The following is a 26,177-nucleotide window of genomic DNA, read 5'->3' on the forward strand; positions in this document are numbered from 1 at the left end:
ACGCTGCGCGAGCGCGCGGCTGCTCGCACGAGCGAGCTGGGGGTGGGGTGCGTCGGGCGCCCCACCCCGGCTTGGGCTTCGCGGTGCACGCCTTTCGGCGTGCCCCTCACGTCACCGGCTCACGCCGGCGACACCTTCCCCTGCAGGGAAGGCGATGCGATCACGCCGACAGGAAGCGGTCCTGGTACTCGTTGCGCTTGGCGACGAACCAGCTCTCCTGGATCGGCCACCACCACAGCTTGTCGAGCGCGTCACCCGGATAGGCGGCGGCGAAGAAGGCCTTCGCCTCGTCCGAGAGCAGCGCGTCGGCGCCCACCGCGGTCGAGTTGATCGAGGTGGCGTTCGAGTACATGGCGCCGGCCTCCGGCGTCAGCATCCAGTTGATGAAGGCGTAGGCCTCGTCGACGTTGGCGGCCTGCGAGGGGATGGAGAGCCCCTCCATCCAGGCGAGTGCGCCTTCCTTCGGGGCGATGTAGCCGATCGGCAGGCCCTCGCGGGCGAGGCCGGCGGCGGTCGAGTCCCAGGTCTGGCCGATGGCCGCGCCGTTGACGCGGAACGCGCCCTGAGCCTCGTTCTCGTTCGACCAGAACTGGATGATGTTGCCCTTGCGCGCGATCGCCTCGGCCAGGATGACGTCGTAGACCTCCGTCATCGCCTCCTCGGAGGCGAAGGCCTCGCGCATCGGGCGCGGCAGCCGGCCCTCGCCCTCGAGCCACAGGCCGATGCCGACGAGGCCGGAATGGCCGCGCACGGTCGCCTTGCCTTCCATCTCCGGCTTCCAGATGTCGCCGTAGGAGGCCGAGCCGTATTCGAGCGGCGCCTGGTCGCGATCGAAGGAGAGCGCCTCGGTGCCCCAGTCGGACGGGACCTGGTAGCGGTTGCCGCCGACGACGGCGCCCATGTTCTCCGAGCCGGACACGGCGGAGGCGATGACGCGGTCCCACTCGACCTTGTTCTCGTCGATGGGCTGGACGAGCCCGAACTCGACGTAGTTCGGCACGCGATCGACCGTCGGCCAGATCACGTCGAAGCCCGCGCCGTTGGAGGCGCGCATCTGGTTGAGGAGCTCGTCGTTGGTGCCGTAGGGCGTGAAGACCGGCGTGATGCCCGTGTCCGCCTGGAACTTGGCGAGCATCTCGTCGGTGACGTAGCCCGCCCAGGCGAAGATGTTGACGGTGGGGGTCTGCGCGAAGGCACGGCGCGACACGAAGGGCGCGGCGACGCCCATTGCGGCGGCGCCGGTGAGCAGCGTGCGCCGGGTCAGGCGGGTGGATGCGAAGGTCATGGTGGTTGCCTCCCGAAAGGGTTTGGACCCGGACGGGTCCCGGAGAGAGGAAACCGGCTAAGCTTCATTTGCAACAGCCCAATGACCGTTTCCACGAAAACGCGTGCACTTTTGCGTCGCACGGCCCATTCCGGAAGGGCACGCACGAACGTTCTCCCACACCGGCGCGTTGCCGCAGGGCATCGTCGCGGGCGCAGGGCTGCGACGACCTTTCGCTCTCGTGGACCGGAGACGAGAAGACCATGGCGAACCTCGCCGAGACCATGCTCGACTGCGCCATCGTCGGCGGCGGCATCGGCGGGCTCACGGCCGCGATCTACCTCGCGCGCTTCCGCCGGAACGTCGCGATCCTCGACGGCGCGGATTCCCGCGCGCGCTGGATCCCGCGCTCGCGCAATCATCCCGCCTTTCCCGGCGGCGTCACGGGCGATGAACTCCTGAGCCGGCTACGCGAGCAGCTCGCGGGCTACGGCGCGCAGCCGATCCAGGATCGCGTCGAGACGGTCGTGCGCGAGGAGGACGGCGCGTTCCGCCTGACGCGCGCCTCCGGCGCAATCACCCGCGCCCGCACGCTCGTCCTCGCCACCGGCGTATCGGACATCGAGCCGCCCATCGCCGACGCGTTCGAGGCGGTGAAGGCGGGCCTGGTGCGCCATTGTCCCATCTGCGACGCCTACGAGATGATCGACAAGAGCCTCGCCGTCATCGGCCGCGGCACGCATTGCCTGGGCGAGGCGCTGTTCCTGCGCAGCTACACGCCGCACATCGTCGCGCTGACGAACGGCGTGAAGCTGGCCTGCGGCGCGGACGGGCACGCGCGCATGGAAGCGGCAGGCATCCGCCTCGTCGAGACGCCCGTCTCGGACATACGCCGGGACGTCGACGAGAGCGGCGTCGTGCTCACGCTCGAGGACGGCGAGAGGATCCGCGTCGACGCGCTCTATTCCGCCATGGGCATGCGCCCGCATTCGGAGCTCGCCCGCGATCTCGGCATCCCGCTCGCAGACGACGGGCGCATCCCCGCCGATCCGCATCAGCGCACGGCGGCGGACGGCGTGTGGGCCGTGGGCGACGTCGTCACCGGCTTGAACCAGCTCGGCGTCGCCATGGCCCAGGGCGAGATCGCCGCCACCGACGTGCACAACAGGCTGCGGCGCGCGGAAGGTCGCGCCTCCTGACGCGCGGCCGCGCTTGCGCCCACGCGCGATCTCGTCGAAACAGGGCCCGCGGCCAAGAGGCTGCCAAGAGGCGGCGAAGGAGGAATGCATGGCAGCGACGACGCACGAGACGACGCCCGACCGGCGCGTCTCCTGGCCGCTCGGCATTCGCCGCGGCCTCGCCTGCCGCTGCCCGGCCTGCGGCGAGGGTCGCGCCTTCCGCGGATTTCTCAAGGTGGCGGACGCGTGCGAGGCCTGCGGCCAGGAGCTGCATCACCACCGCGCCGACGACCTGCCGCCCTACGTCACGATCTTCATCGTCGGCCACATCGTCGGCTACGGCATCCTGCTGACCGAGACCAATCTCGACTGGCCGCTCTGGCTCACGCTCTCGATCTGGCCGGCCTTGACGCTGGCGATGACGCTCGCCTTGATGCAGCCGGTGAAGGGGGCCGTCGTCGGCCTGCAATATGCGCTCGGCATGCACGGCTTCGGCGCCGGCGAGACCAGCGACGCGCAAAGGACGGGCTGAGGTGGACGAGACCGGGGCGGCGCTCGCGGAGCGCCTGACGAAGACCGAGCGCGAGCAGAAATGGGCGAACCAGCGCCCGCGCGACGCCGCGACGCTGATCGTGATCGACCGCTCGGGCGCGGTGCCGCGCCTGCTCATGGGCAAGCGCCACCACGGCCACAAGTTCATGCCGGGCAAGTACGTCTTCCCCGGCGGGCGCATCGAGCCCGGCGACCGGCGCATGGTCGCCGCCGGCATGCTCGACGACCGCGCCGACGCCGCCCTGTCCGCGCGCGTGACGCGTCCCTCCTCCGCCAAGAACCGCGCGCTGGCGCTCGCCGCGATCCGCGAGACCTGGGAGGAGACCGGGATGATGCTCGGCTCCAAGGATTACGGCGCGCCCGACATCGAGATCGACGGGCCGTGGGCCGATTTCGTGCGTGAGGGCGTCTATCCCGAGCTCGACGTGCTGCAGTTCATCGCCCGCGCCATCACGCCCCCGCGACGCCCCAAGCGCTTCGACACGCGCTTCTTCGCCGTCGATCGCGAGGCGATCTGCCACGAGGTGGAGGGGATCGTCGGCGAGGCGTCGGAGCTCGTGGAGCTGCGCTGGGTGTCGCTCGAGGAGGCGCGCAGCCTCGACCTGCCGACGATCACGACGGTGGTGCTCGACGAGCTCGCGGCGCGGGTCGCGGCCGGCTTCTCGCCGATGCTGCCCGTGCCCTACTACCACATGGTCCGCGGCGCCTTCGTTCGCGAGGAGGTATGAGCGACACCGCGCTCCCCGAGAAGGACCGGCCCGGTACGGGCCTGGATCGGCAGCAGGTGGCCTCGATCGCCGCCGCCATCGGCTGCATCAGCGCCGTCGGCGTCGGGTTGTCGCTGTCGATCCCGCTGCTCTCGCTCGAGATGGAGCGGATGGGCGTGTCGGGGATCGGCATCGGCGCGAACACCGCGATCGCCGGGCTCGCGGCGGTCCTGTTCGTGCCGTTCGCCCCGCGGCTCGCCGCGCGCTTCGGCGTCTCGACCCTGCTCTGGGGCGCGGTCCTCGTCGCGGCCGTGACGATGCTCTCCTTCAAGCTGTTCTTCTCCTTCGCCGCCTGGTTCCCGCTGCGCTTCGTCTTCTCCGCGGCGGTGGGCTGCCTGTTCGTGCTCTCGGAATACTGGATCAACGCGGTGGCGCCGCCCGGCCGGCGCGGGCTCGTCATGGGCATCTACGCCACCGTGCTGGCGCTCGGCTTCGCGGCCGGCCCCGCCGTCCTGGCCGTCGTGGGCACGAGCGGCTGGGCGCCCTACGTCGCCGGCGCGGTGCTCATCTGCGTCGCGGCACTGCCGCTGCTCCTTGCCCGCGGCCTCTCGCCTGCGATCGGCCATGGGCCGGCGCGATCCGTCGTCTCGATGATCCTCGTCGCGCCCGTCGCCACGCTCGCCGCCCTCGTCTTCGGCGCGGTGGAGACCGGCGGCTTCGCGATCCTGCCCGTCTACGGCGTGGCGCTGGGCATGAGCGCGGAAGGCGCGGCCTTCCTCGTCAGCCTCGTCGCGCTCGGCAACGTGGCGCTCCAGATCCCCATCGGCCTCCTCTCGGACCGGATGGACCGGCGCCTCGTGCTCCTCGCCGCCGCGCTCGTGGGCGTCGCAGGCTCGCTCGCGATGCCCGTGCTTGCGGGATCGCCCATCCTGTTCGGCGCGCTGCTCTTCGTCTGGGGCGGCGTCGTCGGCGCGCTCTACACGGTGGGGCTCGCGCATCTGGGCGCGCGCTTCTCGGGGCCGGACCTCGCCTCGGCGAACGCGGCCTTCGTCATTCTCTACAATGTCGGCATGATGGTCGGCCCGCCCGTCATCGGCGGCGGGCTAGACCTCCTGCGCCCGCACGGCTTCGCCTATGCGACGGCGCTCCTCTTCGCGGCCTATCTCGGCGTCGTCGTCTCGCGCATGGCCGCGTCGCGCCGCTGATCAGGCGAGGCGCCCCCGCGCCGCGACGGGGATCTCGCCGACGATCTCCTCGCCGCGCACCGCCACGTAGCAGTCGTGCATGTTGACGGTGACGCAGACGTGGTTCGGCACGACGCGCACCACCTCGCCCACCGCCGGCTTCTCGGGCGAGGACGAGAGATCGAGGAAGCCGTGCTCCTCCGCGAAGCGGGCGATGCGCGCCTGCGGGTACTCGCGGATGAGCCCGAACCCGTCGAGCCCGCCGCCGGTGTCGCTCGTGAGCGTCTTCGAGCCGGAATCGAGGATGCCGCGATCGGGAGCGGCCCGGCTCACCACCGTGGCCACCACGTGGAGCGCGCAATCCTCCAGGGCGGCCGCGCCGCAGGCCATCATCATCCGGTCGTTGAAGATCGAGGTGCCGGAGCGGTGCTCCGTCGCGCCACGGATGCGGCCGAGATTGCGCAGGTTCGGCGTGCCGCCGGTCGACACGATGCGCGGGACGAGGCCGTAGGCCCGAAGGCCGGCCAGGATCTCGTCGAGGAAGGCCTGCGTCTGCGCGATCCGGTCCTCCGGTGCGTAGAGCAGGAGCCCCTCGAAGGAGAGGCCCTCGCGCCCGGCGATGTCGCGGGCGAGCGCCACCGCCTCCTCGGGCGTCGTCACGCCGGCGCGCTCCCGTCCGGTGTCGCACTCCACCAGCACGCCGAGCGGACGCCCGGCGATCGCCCCGGCCTCCGGCAGGCCGGCGACGACGGTGGCGTTGTCGGCGCACACGCTCACCCGCGTCCCGGCGAGAAGCCGGCCGAGCCGCCCGACCTTGTCGGTGCCGAGGATGTTGTAGCTGATCAGAATGTCGTCGATGCCCGCCTGCGCCATCACCTCCGCCTCGCCGAGCTTCTGGCAGGTGATGCCCTTCGCCCCCGCATCGACCTGAATGCGCGCGAGGACGGGGCTCTTGTGCGTCTTGACGTGCGGGCGGTTGGCGACCCCGACGCCGTCGCACGCCGCCTGCAGGCGCGCGACGTTGCGCTCCACCACGTCGAGATCGACGACGAGGGCGGGCGATCCGAACTCCCGCGCGACGCGGGCGGCGAGGCTGGTCATGGGGCTCTCCTGCGAGGGGAGCTCCTTCGTAGCACACGGGCGGAGATCTCACCCGCGCTGCCCCGAATGGCCATTTCGCACGAGAGCCGGAGCGCGAGCCCCCTCTCCTTCCCTGTAGGGGAAGGTGGCGCGCCGCGGAGCGGCGTGACGGATGGGGCACGCCGCAAAGCGTGTTCGGCGCAGCCGAAAACGGGCAAGGGCGGATGGAGCGGGCGGTGGTTTTCGGCTTCGCCGAACGCGTGCCGCGCCCCATCCGTCTCGGCTTCGCCGAGCCACCTTCCCCTACAGGGAAGGAAGGGTGACGCTCCCTCAGCGCGGCTCGCTCATCAGGCCCTTCACGATCGCGAAGCAGCCGATGAGCAGCACGATCGTGAACGGCAAGCCCGTCGAGACCGCCATGGCCTGCAGCGCCGCGAGCCCGCCGCCGAGCAGCAGCGCGATGGCGATGAGGCCCTCGAAGATCGCCCAGAACACGCGCTGGGACACCGGCGCGTTGACCTTGCCGCCGGCCGTGATCGTGTCGATGACGAGCGAGCCGGAATCCGAGGACGTCACGAAGAACACGATCACCAGCACGATGCCGACGAAGGACGTGATGGCGGTGAGCGGCAGGCCCTGGAGCATCTCGAAGAGCTTGAGCTCGAGGGGCGCGTCCTGCACCGCGGTGACGCCTTGCGTCACGATCTGCTCGATGGCCGCCGTGCCGAAGGCCGTCATCCACAGGACGGAGACGAGGGAGGGGATGATCAGCACGCAGGTGATGAACTCGCGCACCGTGCGCCCCCGCGAGACGCGGGCGATGAACATGCCCACGAACGGTGACCAGGAGATCCACCAGGCCCAGTAGAACGCCGTCCAGCCTTGGCTGAAGTTCGCGTCCTCGCGCCCGATCGGGTTCGACAGCGCGGGGAGGTATTCCACATAGGCCCACAGGTTCTGGAAGAAGCCCGTGGCGATGAGCACGGTCGGGCCCACCAGGATGACGAAGCCGAGCAGCAGCGCGGCGAGCGCCATGTTGATCTCGGAGAGCCGCTTCACGCCCGCGTCGAGACCCGCGACGACCGAGAGCAGCGCGACACCGGTGATCGCGAGGATCAGCACGACCTTCGAGCCGTCGTTGTCCGGCAGGCCGAACAGGAAGGACAGGCCGGCATTGGCCTGCTCCGCGCCGAAGCCGAGCGAGGTCGCGAGCCCGAAGAGCGTCGCGAACACGGCCAGCACGTCGATGACGTGCCCGGTCCAGCCCCAGACCCGCTCGCCGAAGATCGGGTAGAACATCGAGCGGATCGTGAGCGGCAGGCCCTTGTTGTAGGAGAACAGGGCGAGCGCCAGCGCCACGATGGCGTAGATCGCCCAGGGGTGGAGCGCCCAGTGGAAGATCGTCGCCGCCATGCCGAGCCGGATCGCCTCGGCCTGGTCGCCCGCGGCGGCGCCGAGCGGCGCCCAGTCCGTGCGCACGCCGTTCTCGACGCTCACACCGCCGATGGCGGTGGAATAGTGCGAGATCGGCTCCGACACGCCGTAGAACATGAGCCCGATGCCCATGCCGGCGGCGAAGAGCATGGCGAACCAGCCGGCATAGGAATAATCCGGCGTCGCCTCCTTGCCGCCGAGCCGCACCTTGCCGAGCGGGCTCACGACGAGAACGAGGCACAGGATCACGAACACGTTCGCCGCGCCGATGAAGAACCAGTCGAGCGTGCCGGTGAGGAAGTCCCGCAGCCCGTTGAACAGGGGCTCGACGCTGTTCTGGAAGGCGAGCGTGAGGATCACGAAGGCGACGATCGTCAGCCCCGAGATCAGGAAGACCGGGTTGTGGATGTCGAGCCCGAAGGGCCCGACCTTGAGCTCGATGTTGTCCTGGCCGATCTCGTACTCGGTCTGGATCAGCGCCGTCGCGCCCTCGGGCGCGGGAATGGCGTCGATGCCGGACGGATCCGGCGCGCGCGTCGCGTCGTCGTTCATCGTCGTCCCCCTTGGTCGATCTTCGATTGGCGCGGTCTCGCGCGCTCAGCGCACAAGGAACACGGACACGGCCGCGTGGCTCGCGAGCCGGCCGCCGTGGGAGGGCACGAGCGCGTCGCCCAGGCCCGGCACGTGCGAGGCCAGCCCCGGCACGTGCGAGGCCATGACGACGAGGTCGGCACCGGTCTCCTCCACGGCCTTCAGGATCGTGTCGTCGATCTGCGTCGCGGGGTCGTGCGCGGTATAGGCCTTCGCCTCGACGGCGACGCCGCGGGCGCCGGAGATCTCGCCGGCATAGGCCTCGAGCTTCTGCCTGTATTCCTGGGGATTGTGCGCTACCGCACTCGGCGCCGCCTCGGTGACGCCCACGAGCACCAGAGGGATGCCCCAATGGCCGGCGAGGTCGACCGCCGTGTCCACCGCCCGCGAGAGCCGGTCGCGATGGGCGAGATCGACCGGTGTGAGGATCTTGCGATACATCTGGCCCCTTCCCGTCTTCGTGGCCGCACGATGGTCGGTCCGCGCGCGGTGCGCGACAGCAAAACCGGCGATGTGCGACATCCCCTGCCGATAGGAATCTACGGCAGATACGGGGCCACTACAATGATGTTTCTCGGCTAGGGGCTCGATACGCGTGGTTATAGCCTCGCGCGCGCACGTACACGCGCGGAAATCATGAAGATTCTCGACGAAATCATGTTCGTAGGCGACAAGCTCATGGGCCGCGCGTCCGGTCCGCCCGCGGACGCGCGGACACGGCTCAGCCCGCGCTCGGCTTGAGCTCGTCGCGCAGGCCCTGGGCCTGGATGACGCTGCGGGCGTATTGCTCCCAGGTCGATCGCAGCAGGATGAAGTTCGCGATCAGGCTCTCGGTGACGTCCTCGAGCTGCTCGAGCGCGCCGACCTGGCGCGTGAACTGCGCGGCGAGATCGCCCGAGACGTCGCCGGAGCGGGTCGTGTCGAGCATGGTCTTGAGGCTCTTGCCGCTCTCCTGCACCTCCATGACGACGCGGCCCAGCGCGTCGGCGAGGCGATCGCGCTCGATCTCGGCCATCTCGAGCTGCGGACGCTGCTGCTCCATCAGCCGCACGATGGCACGCCAGTCCCGCGCGCGGCGGTCGAGATCGTCGGTGAGGCCGCGGAAGCCGCCGGGGATGCGCCGGGGCAGCCGCACGGGCTCGCGGGGCGCCGCCGCCGCGGGGGGAGGCGGCACCTGGACCTGGGAGGGGGTCGGATGGCCGTTCGCCGCGTGCCCGTTCGCCGCGTGCCCGTTGGCGGGATGCGCGTCGTGACCGTTGGGCAGCGCGCCATTGGGCTTCGCAACCTCGCTGCGGACGATCTCGCTCATGGACGCGTTGAGCTCTTCGATATCCGATGTCGGCATCTGGTCCTCTCCGTGATCGGTGACCCGCTTACGCCCCTTCGGATGTCTCTATTCTTCCTATTGATGTGAAGTATTCCGTGGAAATCGACCATTTTAAGGCATATTGCGATCTCCGCCCGAATCCGTATGCATGTTTACTTTACGTACCCATGCACTCGACTGAGCTGTGTTTAACGCATGTTACCGAACGGCTTGCTCGCGGCTGCTCGCGCGGCGCTGCGCGAGACCTCGTGACCGTGTCTTTTCTGCCCTCGCGGCGCGTGGGTCCGCGTGATAATTCGCGAGCCCATGACCGGCGATACAGACTCGATCCTGCGTCTCCTTCGAGACATCGACGCCGCCCTCGCGCGGGCGGCGTGGGCGGAGGCGCGCGCGGACGCGCTCTTCACCGTCCATCTGGACAGGCGCGCCTGGGGCCTCGCGGAAGACGCCGAGACGGCTCTCGCCGAGGCGCGCTCGGCCCGCATCGCCGCACTCCTCCACCGCGCCGAGGCCACCGCCCTTCGCGTGCGCCTCGCCGACCCGGACGGCACGATCCTGCGCTGAAGGCGGCTCGGGGAGCGCTGCAGCCTATGTGCTTTCCCACTCACGCACGAAAACGCCCGCCGGAGATCCTCCGGCGGGCGTTTTCCATCATCGACCGTGCAATCGCGTCGCGCTCGCCCCTCGTGCGCGCTCACCCCTGCGGCTGCGGCTCCAGGCCGGTGCCGGGCTCGTCGCGGGGCGGGCGGGGCTTGCCGGCGACCGGGACCGTGACGCCGCGGATCGGGGCCGGCGGCTCCGTCGCGTCCCGGCTCGGACGCTTGCCCTCGATGAGGTCGCGGATCTCCTGGCCGGTGAGCGTCTCGTATTCGAGGAGCCCCTTGGCCAGGATCTCGAGCTGATCGTGCTTCTCGGTGAGGATGCGGCGCGCCTCGGTGAGGCCCTCCTCCACGAAGCGGCGGATCTCCGCGTCGATCTTCTGGGCGGTCGCCTCCGAGATCTGGCTCTGGCGGCCCATCTGCATGCCGACGAAGGGGTCGTCGTTGCTGTCGCCGTAGGCGACGGTGCCGATCTCCTCCGAGAGGCCCCAGCGGGTGACCATCATCTTGGCGAGACGGGTCGCCTGGTCGATGTCCGACTGCGCGCCGGACGTCACCTTCTCCTTGCCGAAGACGATCTCCTCGGCCACGCGTCCGCCCATCATGATGGCGAGGCGCGACGTCATCTGCTCGAAGGACATGGACAGCTTGTCCCGCTCCGGCAGCTGCATGACCATGCCGAGCGCGCGGCCGCGGGGAATGATGGTGGCCTTGTGCACCGGGTCAGTCGCCGGGACGTTGAGCGCGACGATGGCGTGGCCGGCCTCGTGATAGGCGGTCAGGCGCTTCTCGTCGTCGGTCATGACGAGGGTGCGGCGCTCGGCGCCCATCATGACCTTGTCCTTGGCGTCCTCGAACTCGCTCATCGTGACGATGCGCTTGCCGCGGCGCGCCGCGAGCAGCGCCGCCTCGTTGACGAGGTTCATGAGGTCCGCGCCCGAGAAGCCGGGCGTGCCGCGGGCGATCACCTTGGTGTCGACGTCGGGCGCGAGCGGCACCTTGCGCACGTGCACCTTCAGGATCTTCTCGCGACCCGTCACGTCCGGGTTCGGCACGACGATCTGCCGATCGAAGCGGCCCGGGCGCAGGAGCGCGGGATCGAGCACGTCGGGGCGGTTCGTCGCCGCGATGATGATGACGCCTTCGTTCGCCTCGAAGCCGTCCATCTCCACGAGGAGCTGGTTCAGCGTCTGCTCGCGCTCGTCGTTGCCGCCGCCGAGCCCCGCGCCGCGGTGACGACCGACCGCGTCGATCTCGTCGATGAAGATGATGCAGGGTGAGTTCTTCTTCGCCTGCTCGAACATGTCGCGCACGCGAGACGCGCCGACGCCGACGAACATCTCGACGAAGTCGGAGCCCGAGATGGTGAAGAACGGCACGTTGGCCTCGCCGGCCACGGCGCGCGCGGTCAGCGTCTTGCCGGTGCCGGGAGGGCCCACCAGCAGCACGCCGCGGGGGATGCGCCCGCCGAGGCGCTGAAACTTCTGGGGATCGCGCAGGAACTCGACGATCTCCTGGAGATCCTCCTTGGCCTCGTCGATGCCCGCGACGTCGTCGAAGGTGACGCGCCCGTGCGCCTCCGTCAGCAGCTTCGCCTTGGACTTGCCGAAGCCCATGGCCCGGCCGGCGCCGGACTGCATCTGGCGCGACAGGAAGATCCAGGCGCCGATGAAGATCAGGATCGGCAGCCAGTTGATGAGCAGCGCGATGAACCAGGGCGTGTTGTCCTGGGGCGGGCGGGCGTTGATCTGCACGCCGTTGTCCTGCAGCACCGGGACGAGCGTCGCGTCCTCCGGCGCGTAGGTCGTGAACGCCGTGCCGTCCTGGTAGATGCCGGAAATCTCGCGGCCCGCGATGGTGACGGAGGAGACGCGCCCCTGCTCGGCGGCGGTCAAGAGCTGGCTGTAGGCGATCTCGCGCCCCTGCACCCGCTGCCCCGGCGACTGGAAGAGCGTCACGAGCGCGAGCACGAGCAGGAAGATGATGACCCACAGGGCGAAGTTTCTGAAATTCGGGTTCATCGCGGTCCGTTCGTCGCCGGGCCTCGGAGCGTGCCTGCAACATGCACGCGCCACGCGATCACCTCGCCCGGCAGGAGGCATTCGCAAGCTTCAATCTAGGTGCGCGCGCCTGTCGTGCCAAGTGGAAGCGGCGCCCCGGGGGCGCGCCTGCGGCAATATTGCGAAGGCCGCCGACGCGTTGGCGAACGGACCGTTTCCCTCGTGGCCTCGACGAGGCCCGAAACGGCACGGCCGGGGGCGTGCCCCGGCCGGTCGAGCTCGTCTCGTCGAGGCGCCGCCGTGGACGCCCCCGTCGACGGCTCAGTGCACGCTCACCGCGTCAAGCTGGTTGGCGCGGGCGTTGGCGAAGGCCGCCTCGCGCGAGCCCGTGAGCAGGATCGGCGCGCCGCTCGCGGAGAGGAGCGCGTAGAGCGAGAGGCCGGGCTGCAGCGCGGGGGCTTGCGGGAAGAGCGTGCGGACCTCCTCGGAGGTCATCGGCCGGACGTAGGCGACCTCGCCTTCGCCGAGCGCGGCGAGGGCTTCGGGGGCCTGGATGGTGTCTGGGAACAGGATCGTGGTCATGTCTCGCGCCCTCCTCTCGAGCGGTGCGGTGTGGGACGTGTGATCAGCCCTTGGAGGCCTTCAGCGCGATGTCGATCTTGCGGATCACCCGCTCGGGCTCCGGGCGGACGAGATCGATGGAGAGCAGGCCGTTCGTCAGGTCGGCGCCGACCACCTCCATGCCGTCGGCGAGGAGGAAGGAGCGCTGGAACTGGCGGGCGGCGATGCCGCGATGAAGGAAGTGACGCGTCTTGTCGTCCGTCTGCCGGCCGCGGATGACGAGCTGGCACTCCTCGAGGGTGACCTCGAGCTGGTCCCGGGTGAAGCCCGCGACCGCCAGCGTGATCCGCAGCTTCTCCGGCTCCTGCGCCGTGCGGGGCAGCCGCTCGATGTTGTAGGGCGGATACCCGTCCCCCGCCGCCTTCGCGACGCGATCGAGCGCCTGCTCGATCTCGTCGAAGCCGAGCAGGAAGGGATGAGCGAACGGCGACTGACGCGACATGTACGAAGCCCTTGTGAGAGGCACTTCTGGATGGGGACCCGCCGAGGCGCGGCCCTCAGGGTGGAAGATGGGGGGTGCGGGGGTGGGGGTCAAGGGAGAGGGGTGGGGGGGGGGTCGGGTCGCGCCAGCCAGTGACCGGAACCGTTCGACTTGAACTTCCGAATGGCCGTGCAAGGTAGTGGTGCAACCGACTTCAACAGCACCACCGACTGCGCCGAGGGACTTGACAACCGCATTCGTTCCTGTATTGTTCCTAACCATCCACAGCCCCGCTTGACGATAGCGGCCTCAAGAGCGACGTTCATACAATCAAAAATCCTGAGGGCTGTGCTGTGGCGAGAGAAGTGCAAATTCCGTACCTGCGTTCAAGACTTGTTGATGGAAGCCTGAATGCGGTAAACCTGGAGCAAGCGATCAGGCAGTCCCTGGCGAGGCAATCTGCCGGTACTCAATTTGGGCAGGACGCTTCTCTGCGCGCGTCCAACGCAGCTGGCGATTATGGGACGCTTGTGCTGAATGATTACAACCCTTTATCGAGAGGTATTTTTCTAGAGTTCGTCCGGTTCGCTCCCGGGAGCCAGATTCCATTGATTGAGACCCGACGGATCGGTCAGCGGTTTAGTTTAAGCAATGCAAACACTCCGGATGGCCATGATCTTATCAAAGGTTATGCATACGCGACGGTCATTGAGGATCACATTCTGTCGTTGTCGCGAGATTTCTCGCAGCCGAAACTGGAACTGTATGTCGAAGATTTTTTGAGTTCAATTACACGGCAATCAAGTTCTGATCTTAAGGTACATTTTCTGCCAGAGATTGATGTAGAAGGCCTGCCGGAGGTTGGTGAAGTTGTCTTCAGACCACGCAGCCGAGTTGTGCCACGGACGCAAAGTACGGAGACTAGCTCGATTGGCCCATCTACAATCACTGCGGGTGCGATCGCGTGGGATGTTCTGAGAGCCGCCTGCTTTACAGATTCCGTGCTTGATAGGTTGCAACTTCAAGGGATAGACTTTGACGTTAAACTTGAGGTTGTTTTCAAGCAAGGACGTTCCAGACAAGAAGTTCAGCGCGCTGATATATCAGAGCTATTAAGGGAGGTCCCAGACGAAGGCATTACGTTGAAATCGCATCTTGGTAATGAAAGAAAAGGACGTATAAGACGCATTAGTTACCCTGCAATAGTCGAGACAGTAGGAGATCTCTTTGATAGAAACTCAGCTGCATCTGCCCTGATGGACGCTTATCGTCATTTCCGAAGAGGCGGATTCATATCATGATAAGAGCACTGCGAATCGGTAGACATGTAATGTTTGCTGGGTTCGGAGCTGCACTCGCTTGGTGGCTGACACCTGCGAGTTTCATCTCGCAAGTCAGTGCTGAGTTAATCGGTTTTTTTGGATTTCTGATGGCTGCTGTTCTGCCTGCAATGATGCTCACAGCCACATCCATTAGGGGTATCGGTATCTCCAGTGCACGAGTGAATGTATTGTATGATGCACTACGAGAGCAGATGCTGTTTCTTTCAGGATTGTTCTTTATCGCATTCCTTGCGGCCCTGATTGTGATTGGCTTCAAACCGTTTTCATCATGCCCAGATTTAGGTAGCTGCAAGACAATTGTGATCTTTAGCGTTCACGGTGTTACTTTAACGACGCAAATCATAAATAGCGTGCTAGTTGCTTTAGTCTTCCTATTGATTTCACAATTCACGAACGTATTGAGGGGAATTCTTGGACTACTTGATCTTAACGCCCAGGCGGCACGAAACGAGGCTGAACGGGAAGAGGAAGAAGATATCGAGCAAATGCAACGGGACCTATCGAGCATCACCAATCCTGACGGATACGGCAAGAATATTGATCTACCACATTGACGACTGCCGACGCCGCTCCCTGAACCGAACCCCCTCCCCACCCCCATTCTCCGGGATGAACTCCACGCCCGCCCGTTCGAACGCCCCTCGGATCGCATCGATCGTGCGGTCGTAGGCTGCCAGCGGGCCGGGCTGGACCTCGAGGCGCCGGATCGAGGGGAGGGAGACGCCCGATTCGCGGGCGAGGTCCTTCTGTTCCCAGCGCAGGAGAGAGCGGGCCGCGCGCACCTGTTCGCTGCTGAGTGTGGGCTTGGGCACGCAGAACTCGCTATAGACGATATTTCAGGGATTGCCTTCTGATCTGGATTGTGATTATATCCTCCTCACCACCCACCAATCAACGAGAGTCCCATCATGATCGACGGGGATTGCCCGCTCGCGCGCCTGTGCGCGGAGGCGGAACGGCTCATCGTGCGCCGGGAGGCGGCGGAGGAGGAGATGCGCAGGCTCCATCCGGCGCGGGAGGCGACCGCCCTGCGGGCCGCGGAACGCGCCTTCGAGGAGGCGACGCGCTCCCTCGACAACATCGTCGGGCGCGCGAGCGACCACCGGCCGGCGAGCCGCACGGGCGCGCTCTTCGCCGTCGCCCTGGCGGCGGCGGAGGCCGAGCTCCTCGCCCAGCCCGACCTCGAGCGCCATGACGACCACCTCGCCCGCCTGCGCCGCCGCCTGTTCGCGCTGCGCCACTACCTCGAGGAGGAGCCCCGCACGCCCGCCCCGCGCACGCCCGAGCCCGTCGCCCGCTTCTACATGCCCCGCACCCAAGACCCCTTCGACGCGCTCGCCTCTCCTTCCCTGTAGGGGAAGGTGGCGCGCCGCGAAGCGGCGTGACGGATGGGGCACGCCGGCAGGCGTGTTCGGCGAAAGCCGAAACCGGGCGGCGGCGCGAAGGGGGCGGGCGGTGGATTTCGGCTTCGCCGAACGCGCGTCGCGCGCCCCATCCGTCACGGCTCCGCCGAGACACCTTCTCCTACGGGGAAGGAGAATCACACGGACATCACCGAGCCGCCGTCCACGCGCCAGTTGGCGCCCACGACGTAGCTCGCGCGCTCCGAGCAGAGGAAGGCGATCACGCTGGCGACCTCCTCGGCGCGGCCGCGGCGGCCCTTGACGATGCCGGGGCGCTTCTCGGCCAGGAACCCCTCGATCGCCTCCTCGCGGCTCGTGCCCTCGCTCTGCGCCTTCTTGTCCATCATCTTGTCGGTCATGGGCGTCGCCACGAAGGCGGGCGCCACCACGTTCACGTGGACGCCGTCGGGGCCGTAGGCCTTGGACAGGCTCTTGCCCAGCGTGTCGATGCCGGCCTTGGCGACGTTGTAGGGCGTCTCCTCCGGATAGGGCTGCACGGCGTTCTCGGACGAGACGAGGACGAGCCGGCCCCAGCCCTTGTCGCGCATGCCGGGGATGAAGGCGCGCGAGACGCGCACCGCGCTCATCAGGTCGACCTGGAGCACCTCCATCCAGCCCTCGTCGTCGATCTCCAGGAACTCGCCGGTCGGCCCCGTCGTGCCGGCCGCGTGGACGACGATGTCGGGCGTGCCCATCCGGCTCTCGACCTCGCGCTTGAGGCGCTCCACCTCGTCGAGCTTCGTCAGGTCCGCGGTGAAGGCCTCGCAGGGGCCGAGGGCGGAGAGTTCGCGCGCGGCGTCGGCCAGCGCGTCGTCGGTCTTGTCGCAGAGCGCGACCTCGGCGCCCTCCCTCAGGAGGATCTCGGCGGTGGCGCGACCCATGCCGGAATCGCCGCCGGTGATGAGGGCGAGCTTGCCCTCGATGTCGAGCTGCATGGATGATCTCCTCGATCGGTGTCGTGGACAGCCCTTTCGGGCTCGACGGTTTCGGGCGAGCGAACGCACGGCACGCCGCAGGCGTTCGCGCGGCGGTGCGCCGCAAGGGGGCGCTCGACGTTCGACGGAAAGGAGCCGCGCATGAGCGAGACGACGAGAGACGATCCCCACGACCTCGCCCGCTTCGTCTCGGCGCAGGCGGGCGATCTCGAGATCGTGCTCGCGGAGCTCGCCGCCGGCGCGAAGCGCACGCACTGGATCTGGTGGGTCTTTCCCCAGCACGAGGCGCTGGGGAAGAGCCGCAACGCCACATTCTACGGCATCGGCGATCTCGCCGAGGCGCGCGCCTATCTCGCGCATCCCGTGCTCGGAAGCCGGCTTCGCGCCTGCGTCGGCCTGCTTCTCTCGCACGCGGGCCGCGACGCGACCGCCATCCTCGGCAGCCCCGACGACAGGAAGGTGCGCTCGTGCCTCACGCTGTTTCGCGAGGCGGCGCAGGACCCCGCCGACCGGGCGCTGTTCCAGCGAGGGCTCGAGATCTTCTACGGCGGCGCGGCGGACGAGGCGACGCTCGCCCTGCTCGCCGCGCGCTGAGGCGCGCACATCGCGGCGTGGGGCGGACCGTCTCGCGGGCGCATGCGTTCGCCGAGCAGGATCTCTCGGTGGACCTCGCCGACATGCCGGCGCTGCCGAGGAGCGGGCTCGTGCTGGCGGGCGTTACCCTCACCTCCGGTTGAACAGGCACGAACGAGCCTACGGGCGGCACGCGCGCGGCGGTTGTTGCGGCGCAGCATGATCTCCGTACCACCGGGGCCTGCCGAGCCCGCCGAGCGCTTCCGAAAATTGCGCGAGTCAATCGAATAAACACAACATAAAATCTATCTTGCTTCATCGGCCCGGTTCACAACGTGCAGTAAACGCAAGTCGGCCCATGGAGCGATCACGACGGTCGAATAAGAATTCCCTCTCTTGCATGCGTCCCAGGGTGAAGCTAGCGTTGCGAAACGCGCGCACGATCGTCGCAGCCGCAGCAACCATAAAGCGGAGGACCCGGCCATGCTCGATGACGCTTCCCACAACCAGGACACCGACAAGCCCGTCGCTCGCACGGAGCCCGGCCACGAGACATCGGGCGCCGAGCCCGGCCGCCGCGGCTTCCTCAAGGGAGCGAGCCTCGCCACGATGGGCGCGCTGCTGGGCACCACCATCCCCTTCGCGCGCAACATGCCGCCGGGCTTCGTCCCCGTCGCGCTGGCGCAGGACGTCGGCATGGGGCTCATGGACGCCAAGGACGGGCTCGTGGTCCTGGGCGATCGCCCGGTCAACGCCGAGACGCCGGCGCATCTCCTGGACGACGACGTCACGCCCTACGAGCGCCTGTTCGTGCGCAACAACGGCCTCGTGCCGCAGCACGCCATGGACATGAACGCCGAGGGCTGGACGCTCACCATCGACGGCGAGGTCGACGAGCCGCTCACCCTCACCCTCGCCGACCTGCAGAACGATTTCGAGACGGTGACGGCGCCGCTCTGGCTCGAATGCGGCGGCAACGGCCGCGCCTTCTTCCAGCCGGGCGCGTCGGGCAACCAATGGACCACGGGTGCCGTCGGCTGCCCCGAGTGGACGGGCGTGCGCCTCAAGGACGTGCTCGAGCGCGCCGGCGTCAAGCCGACGGCCGTCTATACCGGCCATTACGGCAACGACGTGCACCTCTCGGGCGACCCCGACAAGGTGGTGATCTCCCGCGGCGTGCCCATCGAGAAGGCGCTCGGCCCCGAGAATCTCATCGCCTGGGCGATGAACGGCGAGCCGATCCCGGCGATCCACGGCTTCCCGCTGCGCCTCGTCGTTCCCGGCTATCCGGGCTCCGCCTCGCAGAAGTACCTCACCCGCATCTGGGTGCGCGACCAGGAGCACGACGGCGAGAAGATGACGGGCTATTCCTACCGTCTGCCCGCCTACCCCGTCGCGCCGGGCACCGAGGTGCCCGAGAGCGACATGGTCGTCATGCTCGAGATGCCGGTGAAGTCCCTCGTCACCTTCCCGGCGACGGGCGCCGAGGTTCCCGCCGGCCGGCCCGCGGAGGTGCGCGGCCACGCCTGGTCGGGCAAGGGCGACGTCGCGGCCATGCACGTCTCCCTCGATTTCGGCCAGACCTGGCAGGAGGCGGAGCTGATGGCGCCGCCCAACCCCTTCGCCTGGCAGCGCTGGCGCGCGGAGGTCACGCCGCCGGAGGCCGGCTATTACGAGGTCTGGGCGCGCGCGACGGACAAGGACGGCACCATGCAGCCGCCCGTCGTGCCGGGCTGGAACCCGCGCGGCTACGGCAACAACATGATGCATCGCATCGCGCTCTTCGCGGTCTGATCCGCATCTTGCGCCGAATCACGTCCCTCCGGGCGCCCGCGACGAGCGGGCGCCCGGAGCCGTCTCGCCCTCCTCGCACAGCTTCGAGCAGCCGACAGATGACGTTCTCGACCAGCCGCGCCGCCCTCGCGGCGGCCATCCTCGCCCTCGGCGCCGCCGTGGCGGCGCCGCCCTCGTCGGCCCAGGGCTTCGACCCGATGCGCCCGGGAGCCGGCTTCAACCCCATGCTCCCGCAGAGCGGCCAACCGCGCGCGGCGCCGGAGGAGCCCGCGATCGCCGGCAATCCGGATCTCGGCGGCATCCCGGACGATGTCGGCGCGGAGGAGACGTTCTACCTCTGCTCCGCCTGCCATTCGATGTCGCTCGTCACCCAGCAGCGCCTCACCGACGCCCGCTGGGACTACACCTGGGACTGGATGGTGGAGGAGCAGGGCATGCCGGAGATGGACGACGAGACGAAGGAGCTCGTCCTCTCCTACCTGAAGCGCCACTTCTCCGCGGAGCGCTGACGTTAGACGGCTACCTGTGCGGGTAGCGGGTGCGCAACTCCCTCTTAACTTCGGATGTGCTCACATACACGACGCGCCGAGACGGGCGTCGCCATCCGGGGAAAGGGAATGCTGCGCACGCGCCGCCGGGAGAGCGACCGCGCCTACGTCGCTCTCGTGGATCTCCTCTACACCTCGCTGAAGACGGTGAGCGTCATCGCGCTGGCCTCCGGGGCCGTGGGCGCGATCATCGCGATCCGCACGGGTGACCCTTGGATGTGGGTGCTCGCCGCCCTCGCGACGGTGATCGGCGTGGCGCGCTGCGCCAAGATCTTCGCCTACGACCTCCTCGTCCGCCCCACGCCGAAGACGCCGCAGACCGCGGCGCGCTGGGAGCGCTGGTACGAGGTGGGCTCCTACGTCTTCGCGGGCCTGCTCGGGATCATGGTGGCGCGGGCGCTTTCCTTCGACGACGCGTACGGGCACATGCTCGGGGTCGGCATGATCATGTGCTACGCCTCGGGCCTCGCGGCGCGGACCTCGGTGCGCCCGCGCATCTCGCTGATCACCGGCGGGCTGCTGCTCGCGCCCTTCGTCATCGCGGCCCTGGCGCGGCTCGACCCCTACTACGCCGCGGCCGCCGCCTTCATCGGCTTCTACTTCTTCTCGTACGTGGAGTTCGTGCGCTTCGTCTACGGCACGCTGCGCACGAGCCTCGACAACCGCGAGGCGCTGGAGCGCCTGACGCGGACCGATCCCCTCACCGGGCTCGCCAACCGCCTCGCGCTCGACGAGGCGCTCGCCGAGGACGCCGCGTCGGGCCAGCCGGCCTCGGTCCTGTGCTTCGATCTCGATCGCTTCAAGGCCGTCAACGACACGATGGGGCACGCCGCCGGCGACGAGCTCCTGCGCCAGGTCGCGGCGCGGGTCGGCGGCCTCGTGGGCCCGCGCGACCTCCTCGCCCGCCAGGGCGGCGACGAGTTCGTCGTGCTGCGCCGCGGGCCGGAGGATCCGCGCGCGCTGGGCGAGGCCATCGTGGAGGCTCTCGCGCATCCCTTCGTCCTGCCCGGCGGACGCGCCGAGATCGGCGCTTCGGTGGGGATCGCCGCGGCGCCGACGCCGGAGGCGCCCGCGCGCCTGCTCGTCGCGCAGGCGGACGCAGCGCTCTACACGGCCAAGGCGGAGGGACGCGGGCGCGTCTGCGGCTGGCCGCCGCGATCGGCGACGCGCGACGAGGCGCCCGCGGAGACCGCGACCGCCGCCGCCTGAGGTCTCACGCGAAGGCGAGGACGCGCGCCGGCCCACCCGAGCCGCCGCGATGCTTCGGCGCGCCCAGGACGAGCGTCGCCCCCGTCGCCGGCAGCCGATCGAGGTTGGCCACGCACTCGATGCCCCAGCGGTTCTCCGGCAGCCAGGCGTAATGCGTGGCGAAGTCCGGCGAGGGGCCGTGGTCGAGGGAGAGCGTGTCGACCGCGATGCCGACGGCCGAGCTCTCCTCGAGGAGCATCTGCGCGGCCTCCACGTGGAAGCCGGGGAAATGCATCGTGCCGTCCCCGTCCGCGTTGCGGAAGCGCTCCGTCTCCAGGTGATCCGCCCAACCCGACAGCATGGCGACGCAGCAGGCCTCGGGCAGCGGCCCGTGCTGCGCGATCCAGGCCCTCAAATCGTCCGGCGTCACCTGCGCGTCCGCATCCTCCGCCGCCTTGGCACGGATGTCGACGATGGCGAGGGGCGCGACGAGGTTCGTCACCGGGATCTCGGCGACGCTCTGCCCGTCCTCCGAAAAGTGCAGCGGCGCGTCGACGTGCGTGCCGGTATGCTCGTTCACGCGGATGACGTTGAGGTTGAACATGTGCTCCGCATAGTTGAACACGTTCTCGACGAAGAATTGCTGCTCCCCGAAGAACGTGGGGAAGCCCTCGTGCAGCTCGTGCGTGAGGTCGACGGGAGCGCCCGAGATCTGCGCCCGCGCCGGGGACGCGCCGAGCGTCATCGCCCCGGTCGACACGGCCGCCAGAGCCGCCGCGCCGCCCGCGGAGCGCCGAAACAGGTCGCGCCGGCTCAGCATGCGGTTCTTGACCGCGTTCGTCACGCAGATGTCGCACATGGTCGTCTCTCCCTGGCGCACGTCCCGGCGCCTCTCGCCATTCCCTTCGGGCAGGAGGAGCTTAGCCGGCAGGGGGCGCGGGTCAATCGCGCGTGGCCGGACTTTTCCAAGCGCTTGGGTTATGCTTCGATGCGCCATGTAGGGAGAGGCAGTTGCAGCTCATGACGATCATCGAAGCCGAAGCCCGGATGCAGGAGCGCCGCGAGGGAGGGTACGCCGTGTCCGCGCGCTACGACCGGAGGCGCGGCCGCGTCGTCGTGCGCCTGAGCACGGGCGTCGAGCTCACCTTCCCGGCGTCGCTCGCGCAGGGTCTCGCCGGAGCCGACCCGGACGCGCTCTCCCGCATCGAGATCAGCCCGTCGGGGCTCGGGCTTCATTGGCCGGCGCTCGATGCCGACCTTTCGGTGCCGGACCTCCTGCAAGGCGTCTTCGGGACGCGCAGCTGGATGGCCGCGCAGCTCGGCGCGCGGGGCGGTCGCGCGCGCTCGGACGCCAAGACGTCCGCCGCGCGCGCGAACGGGCGCAAGGGCGGCAGACCCAAGCGGGCGAGCGGCTGACAGCCTTGCGACCGATCCGCTTGCCGATCGTTCATATCCGAACTATTCCTGGCATCCGCCTTTCGTCGCATGAGAGAAGGCTCGAAGAAAAGAGCCGCCAGAGGAAACGCCAGGAGCCCGCCATGGCCTATCGTGCACCCGTATCGCAGATGCTGTTCTCCATGCGCGCCGTGGCGGGGCTCGACGCCGCGATCGAGGGCGGGCTCTATCCGGATCTCACGACGCAGCTCGTGGCGCAGATCCTGGAGGCGGCGGGCGATTTCGCGGCCGAGCGGCTGGAGCCCCTCAACCGTCCGGGCGATCTCGCGGGGCTGCGCAAGGACGGCGCCGCGGTGCGCACGCCCGACGGCTTCCCGAAGGCCTATCAGGACTGGATCTCCGGCGGCTGGAACGCCCTGCCCGGCCCCGTCGAGCACGGCGGCCAGGGCCTGCCGATCCTCGTCAACACCGCCTGCGTCGAGATGTGGAACGCGGCGAACATGGCCTTCGCGCTGTGCCCGATCCTCACCATGGGCGCCATCGACGCGATCGAGGCGCACGCCTCGCCGGATCTCAAGGAGCGCTATCTGGAGAAGCTCGTCTCCGGCGAGTGGACGGCGACCATGAACCTCACCGAGCCCCAGGCCGGCTCGGATCTCTCGGCCCTGCGCACCCGCGCCGAGCGCGCCGACGACGGGACGTACCGGATCTTCGGCCAGAAGATCTACATCACCTTCGGCGAGCACGACCTCACCGACAACATCGTGCATCTCGTGCTCGCGCGCCTGCCCGACGCGCCGCACGGCACGCGCGGCATCTCGCTCTTCCTCGTGCCGAAGATCCTGCCCGACGGCTCGCGCAACGACGTCGTCTGCGCCGGGCTCGAGCACAAGCTCGGCATCCACGCGGCCCCAACCTGCACCATGTCCTACGGCGAGGCCGGCGGAGCCGTCGGGTGGCTCGTCGGCGAGGAGAATCGCGGGCTCGCCTGCATGTTCACCATGATGAACAACGCGCGCCTCGCCGTCGGCGTCCAGGGTGTCGCCATGGCCGAGCGGGCGACGCAGCGCGCTCTCGACTATGCCCGCGAGCGCCGCCAGGGCCGCACGGTGGCCTATACGGGCCAGGGCATGGTGGCGATCGCCGAGCACGCGGACGTGCGGCGCATGCTCTCCTCCATGCGCGGGCTGACGGAGGCGGCGCGCGGCATCTGCTTCCTCACGGCCGCTTCCCTGGACGCGGCGGGGCGCGCCGGCGACGTCGAGGCGCGCAAGGCCGCCTTCGAGCGCGCCTCGCTGCTGACGCCGCTGGCCAAGGCGTTCTCCACCGACATCGCCGTCGAGGTCGCCTCGCTCGGCGTGCAGGTGCACGGCGGCATGGGCTTCGTGGAGGAGACGGGTGCGGCTCAATATTACCGCGACGCGCGCATCCTGCCGATCTACGAGGGCACGAACGGCATCCAGGCGATCGACCTCGTCACCCGCAAGCTGCCGCTGTCGGGCGGCGCCACGGTGCGCGCCGAGATCGCCCGCATCCGCGCGAGCGCGACGCGGGTGACGAAGGAGGCGGACGAGCGCTTCGGCGCGCTCGGCCCGCGCCTGCGCGAGGCGACCATGCGCCTCGACGAGGCGACCGCATGGATGCTCGCGGCGCTGGCCGAGGGCCGCCAGGACGACGTTCTCGCCGGCGCGACGCCCTATCTGCGCCTCTTCGCCATGACCCGCGGCGTCGCCTGCCTGGCCGACGAGGCGCTCGCAGCGAAAGCAGCGCTCGCCGCCGGCGAGACCGATCCCGCCCACGAGGCGCGGATCGCGCGGGCGCGCTACATGGCGGAGGCGCATCTCGGCGAGACGGAGGGGCTGGCCCGCTCCGCTACCGCCGGTGCGGCGGCGCTGCCGGCCGCGGACGCGCTCGCGGTCTGATCGGCGCGCAAGGGAGACGTCGGTGCCCCCTGCGTGCTAGACCGGCGAGGCGGAATCAGAGCCGGGAGCACGCCGTGGAGCCCATCGTCGCCCTCGTCGCCGGAGCCTCCCGCGGCGTCGGGCGCGGCATCGCGCTCGGCCTCGCGGAAGCCGGCGCGATCGTCATCGTCACGGGACGCTCGTCCGAGGCCGGTCCGCGCACGGAGGGGCGCCGCGAGACGGTGGAGGACACCGCCCGCGACGTCGAGGCGACGGGCGGGCGAGGCCATCCCTACATCTGCGACCACACCGACGAGCGCGAGGTCGACGGGCTCGTCTCGTGGGCGCTGCGCCGTTTCGGGCGCATCGACGTCGCGGTCTCGTCGGTCTGGGGCGGCAACGAGGGCTTCGACGGCGACACCTTCCCCGACGGGTCGCGCTGGGGCACGCCGTTCTGGCGGCGCCCGACGGGGCTGATGGGCCGCTTCCAGGAGACGGGCGTGCGCCCGGCGCTGCTGCTGGCCCGCGCGGTGGCGCCCGCCATGGTCTCGGCGAAACGTGGGCTCATCGGCTTCGTATCCTTCGACACGAGCGCCTTCTATCTCGGGGACGTCTTCTACGACGGCGCGAAGCACGCGCTGAACCGCCTCGCCTTCGCCTGCGCGCAAGAGCTGCGCCCCCACGGCGTCACGGCGCTCGCGCTCTCGCCGGGCCGTGTCGCCACCGAGCGCGTGCGCGAGGCGGGGGAGGCGGATGCCGCGAGCGAGACGCCGCTCTTCGTCGGGCGCGCCGTCGCGGCACTCGCGCACGATCCGGACGTCATGCGCCATGCCGGGCGGGTCGTCGCGACCGCGGACCTCGCCCGGCAATACGGCTTCACCGATAGCGACGGCCGGGTGCCGGAACGCTTCCGCCCCTGACGGGCGCGTCGGTACGCACCGGCGCGGGGTGGCGCACCGGGGCCGCGCGCGGGCGCGGCGGCGGCGAATCCTGCGGATGCGTGACGCCGAGCGCCTTCGCCGTCTCCGGCAGCGAGAGCCCGAAGCTGGCGAAATGGGCGAGCGCGTCGACGACGCAATAGGGGCACCAGGCCTTGTCGACGAAGGGCATGCGGTAGAACAGATACTGCGCCGCCACCGCCGCCTGCGCACCCGAGAAGGCGCTCGCCGCGACCGGGATCCACGGGCGCTCGCGCCAGCGCTCCGGCGGACCGGCGGCCGCGAGCGACAGGTTCGCCGCATGCATCGCGAGGGTGAGAGGTCCGTCCGGCATGCCGTAGGAATAGGCCTCGTCGGAGGTGTTCACCTTCGCCGTGTCGAAGTTCGGTCGGCGCGTCGGGGGATCGGGCAGGCGGCGCACCGTGCCCGTTTGGAAGAGCGTCACGAACGCCATCGAGGCCATGCCCACGAGCGAGGTCGCGACGATGGCGCGGCGATAGGCCATGTCCCGCGAGCGGTCGTTGCGGATGCGGGTCTTCAGGCGCTCGGGCGTGTAGCCCGGGCTCGTCGCGTCCATGAGATATTGCTTCATCGGCTGCCTCGCTCTCTCTCGTCTCGCTGATCGATTCCGCCCGCCAACGCGTGCCCGGCGCAGGAAGTTGCGAGCCGCGCCGGGTTGCCCGCGCGGCCAAATCGCGCGAGGGTGCGCCGCATTCCGCGAGAGAGTGAGACCCCATGAACGAGGCCGCCGCCGATCCGCGCCCCATCGTCGCCCTCGTGGCGCACGACGAGAAGAAGGCCGACCTCGTCGCGTTCTGCCGCACCCATTCGCAGGAGCTCTCGCGCTTTCGCCTCGTGGCGACGGGCACGACCGGCGGGCGCATCGCCGAGGCTCTGCCGCAGCTCGAGATCACGCGGCTGAAATCCGGCCCGCTGGGCGGGGATCAGCAGATCGGCGCGCTCATCGCGGAGGAGCGGGTCGCAGCGATGATCTTCTTCGTCGACGCGCTCACGCCCCATCCGCACGACGTCGACGTCAAGGCCTTGATGCGCCTAGCGATCCTCTACGACATCCCCTTCGCGCTCAACCGCGCGAGCGCGGAGCTCGTGCTGAAGGCGGACGGGGCGTGAGGAGCACGCGCACGTGACACGAAAAAGGCGCCCGGTCTCCCGGGCGCCCCTTGCGTGTCGTCCTGTCGAA

28 protein-coding genes are annotated in these 26,177 nt (G+C 69.2%); 17 read left to right on the plus strand and 11 right to left on the minus strand.

Features of this window, described 5'->3' with window-relative positions; translation table 11 throughout:
• Nucleotides 1-160: 160 nt before the first annotated feature.
• On the minus strand, nucleotides 161-1,285 hold the full coding sequence (locus IEX89_RS06190) for an extracellular solute-binding protein (protein ID WP_188910729.1): 1,125 nt from the start codon (nucleotides 1,283-1,285) through the stop codon (nucleotides 161-163).
• 242 nt (nucleotides 1,286-1,527) lie between these two features.
• On the opposite strand from IEX89_RS06190, the gene IEX89_RS06195 reads away from it, so the two are divergent.
• The 4 genes from IEX89_RS06195 (at nucleotide 1,528) to IEX89_RS06210 (ending at nucleotide 4,906) form a co-directional block, all read left to right on the plus strand.
• The gene (locus IEX89_RS06195; RefSeq protein WP_188910731.1) at nucleotides 1,528-2,463 is read left to right on the plus strand and encodes an NAD(P)/FAD-dependent oxidoreductase; all 936 of its coding nucleotides are present in this window, start codon (nucleotides 1,528-1,530) and stop codon (nucleotides 2,461-2,463) included.
• Between the two features lie 88 nt (nucleotides 2,464-2,551).
• Nucleotides 2,552-2,974 carry a DUF983 domain-containing protein gene (locus IEX89_RS06200; protein WP_188910732.1) on the plus strand — a complete coding sequence of 141 codons (423 nt, stop codon included), beginning with the start codon at nucleotides 2,552-2,554 and terminating at the stop codon, nucleotides 2,972-2,974.
• Nucleotide 2,975: 1 nt separating this feature from the next.
• Nucleotides 2,976-3,722 (plus strand): NUDIX hydrolase, encoded by a 747-nt coding sequence (locus IEX89_RS06205; RefSeq protein ID WP_244645112.1) that lies wholly within the window; start codon nucleotides 2,976-2,978, stop codon nucleotides 3,720-3,722.
• Nucleotides 3,719-4,906, plus strand: coding sequence for an MFS transporter (locus IEX89_RS06210; RefSeq protein WP_188910734.1), 1,188 nt, complete (start codon nucleotides 3,719-3,721; stop codon nucleotides 4,904-4,906). Before IEX89_RS06205 ends, IEX89_RS06210 begins: the two co-directional genes overlap by 4 nt.
• Here the strand turns inward: IEX89_RS06210 and IEX89_RS06215 are convergent, their stop codons facing one another.
• The 4 genes from IEX89_RS06215 to IEX89_RS06230 form a co-directional block, all read right to left on the minus strand.
• On the minus strand, nucleotides 4,907-5,986 hold the full coding sequence (locus IEX89_RS06215; protein WP_188910735.1) for a D-TA family PLP-dependent enzyme: 1,080 nt from the start codon (nucleotides 5,984-5,986) through the stop codon (nucleotides 4,907-4,909).
• A 309-nt stretch (nucleotides 5,987-6,295) separates the two neighbouring features.
• Nucleotides 6,296-7,951 (minus strand): BCCT family transporter, encoded by a 1,656-nt coding sequence (locus IEX89_RS06220; RefSeq protein ID WP_188910738.1) that lies wholly within the window; start codon nucleotides 7,949-7,951, stop codon nucleotides 6,296-6,298.
• A gap of 45 nt (nucleotides 7,952-7,996) precedes the next feature.
• Nucleotides 7,997-8,431: a universal stress protein gene (locus tag IEX89_RS06225; protein ID WP_188910740.1), complete on the minus strand. Its 435-nt coding sequence runs from the start codon at nucleotides 8,429-8,431 to the stop codon at nucleotides 7,997-7,999.
• Between the two features lie 280 nt (nucleotides 8,432-8,711).
• Nucleotides 8,712-9,335 (minus strand): hypothetical protein, encoded by a 624-nt coding sequence (locus IEX89_RS06230; RefSeq protein ID WP_188910742.1) that lies wholly within the window; start codon nucleotides 9,333-9,335, stop codon nucleotides 8,712-8,714.
• A 288-nt stretch (nucleotides 9,336-9,623) separates the two neighbouring features.
• Here IEX89_RS06230 and IEX89_RS06235 point away from each other — a divergent pair, with 288 nt between their 5' ends.
• A complete protein-coding gene (locus IEX89_RS06235) occupies nucleotides 9,624-9,881 on the plus strand; it encodes a hypothetical protein (protein ID WP_188910744.1) in 258 nt (85 codons plus the stop codon).
• 130 nt (nucleotides 9,882-10,011) lie between these two features.
• Here IEX89_RS06235 and ftsH read toward each other — a convergent pair whose 3' ends face one another.
• The 3 genes from ftsH to IEX89_RS06250 form a co-directional block, all read right to left on the minus strand.
• Entirely contained in the window at nucleotides 10,012-11,937 is a 1,926-nt protein-coding gene (gene ftsH / locus IEX89_RS06240) for an ATP-dependent zinc metalloprotease FtsH (RefSeq protein ID WP_188910752.1), read from the minus strand.
• A 300-nt stretch (nucleotides 11,938-12,237) separates the two neighbouring features.
• Nucleotides 12,238-12,498, minus strand: a complete 261-nt coding sequence (locus tag IEX89_RS06245) for a BQ00720 family protein (protein ID WP_188910754.1) — start codon at nucleotides 12,496-12,498, stop codon at nucleotides 12,238-12,240.
• 43 nt (nucleotides 12,499-12,541) lie between these two features.
• Entirely contained in the window at nucleotides 12,542-12,979 is a 438-nt protein-coding gene (locus tag IEX89_RS06250; RefSeq protein WP_188910757.1) for an Hsp20 family protein, read from the minus strand.
• A 332-nt stretch (nucleotides 12,980-13,311) separates the two neighbouring features.
• On the opposite strand from IEX89_RS06250, the gene IEX89_RS06255 reads away from it, so the two are divergent.
• The 3 genes from IEX89_RS06255 (at nucleotide 13,312) to IEX89_RS06265 (ending at nucleotide 15,656) form a co-directional block, all read left to right on the plus strand.
• Nucleotides 13,312-14,259, plus strand: a complete 948-nt coding sequence (locus tag IEX89_RS06255; protein ID WP_188910759.1) for a hypothetical protein — start codon at nucleotides 13,312-13,314, stop codon at nucleotides 14,257-14,259.
• Nucleotides 14,256-14,855 (plus strand): hypothetical protein, encoded by a 600-nt coding sequence (locus IEX89_RS06260; RefSeq protein ID WP_188910761.1) that lies wholly within the window; start codon nucleotides 14,256-14,258, stop codon nucleotides 14,853-14,855. Before IEX89_RS06255 ends, IEX89_RS06260 begins: the two co-directional genes overlap by 4 nt.
• Nucleotides 14,856-15,209: 354 nt before the next feature.
• The gene (locus IEX89_RS06265) at nucleotides 15,210-15,656 is read left to right on the plus strand and encodes a hypothetical protein (RefSeq protein WP_188910762.1); all 447 of its coding nucleotides are present in this window, start codon (nucleotides 15,210-15,212) and stop codon (nucleotides 15,654-15,656) included.
• Between the two features lie 185 nt (nucleotides 15,657-15,841).
• On the opposite strand, the gene IEX89_RS06270 is transcribed toward IEX89_RS06265, so the two are convergent.
• Nucleotides 15,842-16,639: an SDR family NAD(P)-dependent oxidoreductase gene (locus IEX89_RS06270; protein ID WP_188910765.1), complete on the minus strand. Its 798-nt coding sequence runs from the start codon at nucleotides 16,637-16,639 to the stop codon at nucleotides 15,842-15,844.
• A 141-nt stretch (nucleotides 16,640-16,780) separates the two neighbouring features.
• On the opposite strand from IEX89_RS06270, the gene IEX89_RS06275 reads away from it, so the two are divergent.
• The 5 genes from IEX89_RS06275 to IEX89_RS06290 all read left to right on the plus strand — a co-directional run bounded on the left by IEX89_RS06275 (nucleotide 16,781) and on the right by IEX89_RS06290 (nucleotide 20,763).
• Nucleotides 16,781-17,233: a DUF1810 domain-containing protein gene (locus IEX89_RS06275; RefSeq protein ID WP_188910766.1), complete on the plus strand. Its 453-nt coding sequence runs from the start codon at nucleotides 16,781-16,783 to the stop codon at nucleotides 17,231-17,233.
• A gap of 17 nt (nucleotides 17,234-17,250) precedes the next feature.
• Complete coding sequence (locus IEX89_RS24600) at nucleotides 17,251-17,376, plus strand: hypothetical protein (RefSeq protein ID WP_280513910.1); 126 nt, start codon at nucleotides 17,251-17,253, stop codon at nucleotides 17,374-17,376.
• 319 nt (nucleotides 17,377-17,695) lie between these two features.
• Nucleotides 17,696-19,006, plus strand: coding sequence for a sulfite oxidase (locus tag IEX89_RS06280; protein WP_188910769.1), 1,311 nt, complete (start codon nucleotides 17,696-17,698; stop codon nucleotides 19,004-19,006).
• 98 nt (nucleotides 19,007-19,104) lie between these two features.
• Entirely contained in the window at nucleotides 19,105-19,515 is a 411-nt protein-coding gene (locus IEX89_RS06285) for a hypothetical protein (RefSeq protein WP_210317584.1), read from the plus strand.
• A gap of 108 nt (nucleotides 19,516-19,623) precedes the next feature.
• Nucleotides 19,624-20,763 (plus strand): GGDEF domain-containing protein, encoded by a 1,140-nt coding sequence (locus IEX89_RS06290; RefSeq protein WP_188910771.1) that lies wholly within the window; start codon nucleotides 19,624-19,626, stop codon nucleotides 20,761-20,763.
• A 4-nt stretch (nucleotides 20,764-20,767) separates the two neighbouring features.
• On the opposite strand, the gene IEX89_RS06295 is transcribed toward IEX89_RS06290, so the two are convergent.
• Nucleotides 20,768-21,601 carry a cyclase family protein gene (locus tag IEX89_RS06295; RefSeq protein WP_188910773.1) on the minus strand — a complete coding sequence of 278 codons (834 nt, stop codon included), beginning with the start codon at nucleotides 21,599-21,601 and terminating at the stop codon, nucleotides 20,768-20,770.
• A 161-nt stretch (nucleotides 21,602-21,762) separates the two neighbouring features.
• Here IEX89_RS06295 and IEX89_RS06300 point away from each other — a divergent pair, with 161 nt between their 5' ends.
• The 3 genes from IEX89_RS06300 (at nucleotide 21,763) to IEX89_RS06310 (ending at nucleotide 24,958) form a co-directional block, all read left to right on the plus strand.
• The gene (locus IEX89_RS06300; protein WP_188910775.1) at nucleotides 21,763-22,158 is read left to right on the plus strand and encodes a DUF2442 domain-containing protein; all 396 of its coding nucleotides are present in this window, start codon (nucleotides 21,763-21,765) and stop codon (nucleotides 22,156-22,158) included.
• 122 nt (nucleotides 22,159-22,280) lie between these two features.
• Entirely contained in the window at nucleotides 22,281-24,059 is a 1,779-nt protein-coding gene (locus tag IEX89_RS06305; protein WP_188910777.1) for an acyl-CoA dehydrogenase family protein, read from the plus strand.
• 74 nt (nucleotides 24,060-24,133) lie between these two features.
• Nucleotides 24,134-24,958 (plus strand): SDR family NAD(P)-dependent oxidoreductase, encoded by an 825-nt coding sequence (locus tag IEX89_RS06310; protein ID WP_188910779.1) that lies wholly within the window; start codon nucleotides 24,134-24,136, stop codon nucleotides 24,956-24,958.
• Here the strand turns inward: IEX89_RS06310 and IEX89_RS06315 are convergent.
• On the minus strand, nucleotides 24,915-25,568 hold the full coding sequence (locus tag IEX89_RS06315) for a vitamin K epoxide reductase family protein (RefSeq protein ID WP_188910781.1): 654 nt from the start codon (nucleotides 25,566-25,568) through the stop codon (nucleotides 24,915-24,917). The genes IEX89_RS06310 and IEX89_RS06315 overlap by 44 nt on opposite strands.
• Before the next feature lie 143 nt (nucleotides 25,569-25,711).
• On the opposite strand from IEX89_RS06315, the gene IEX89_RS06320 reads away from it, so the two are divergent.
• Nucleotides 25,712-26,107, plus strand: a complete 396-nt coding sequence (locus IEX89_RS06320; RefSeq protein ID WP_188910783.1) for a methylglyoxal synthase — start codon at nucleotides 25,712-25,714, stop codon at nucleotides 26,105-26,107.
• Nucleotides 26,108-26,177: the final 70 nt, after the last annotated feature.

Origin of the sequence: Salinarimonas ramus, assembly GCF_014645695.1 — a bacterium.
GTDB classification, from domain to species: Bacteria; Pseudomonadota; Alphaproteobacteria; order Rhizobiales; family Beijerinckiaceae; genus Salinarimonas; species Salinarimonas ramus.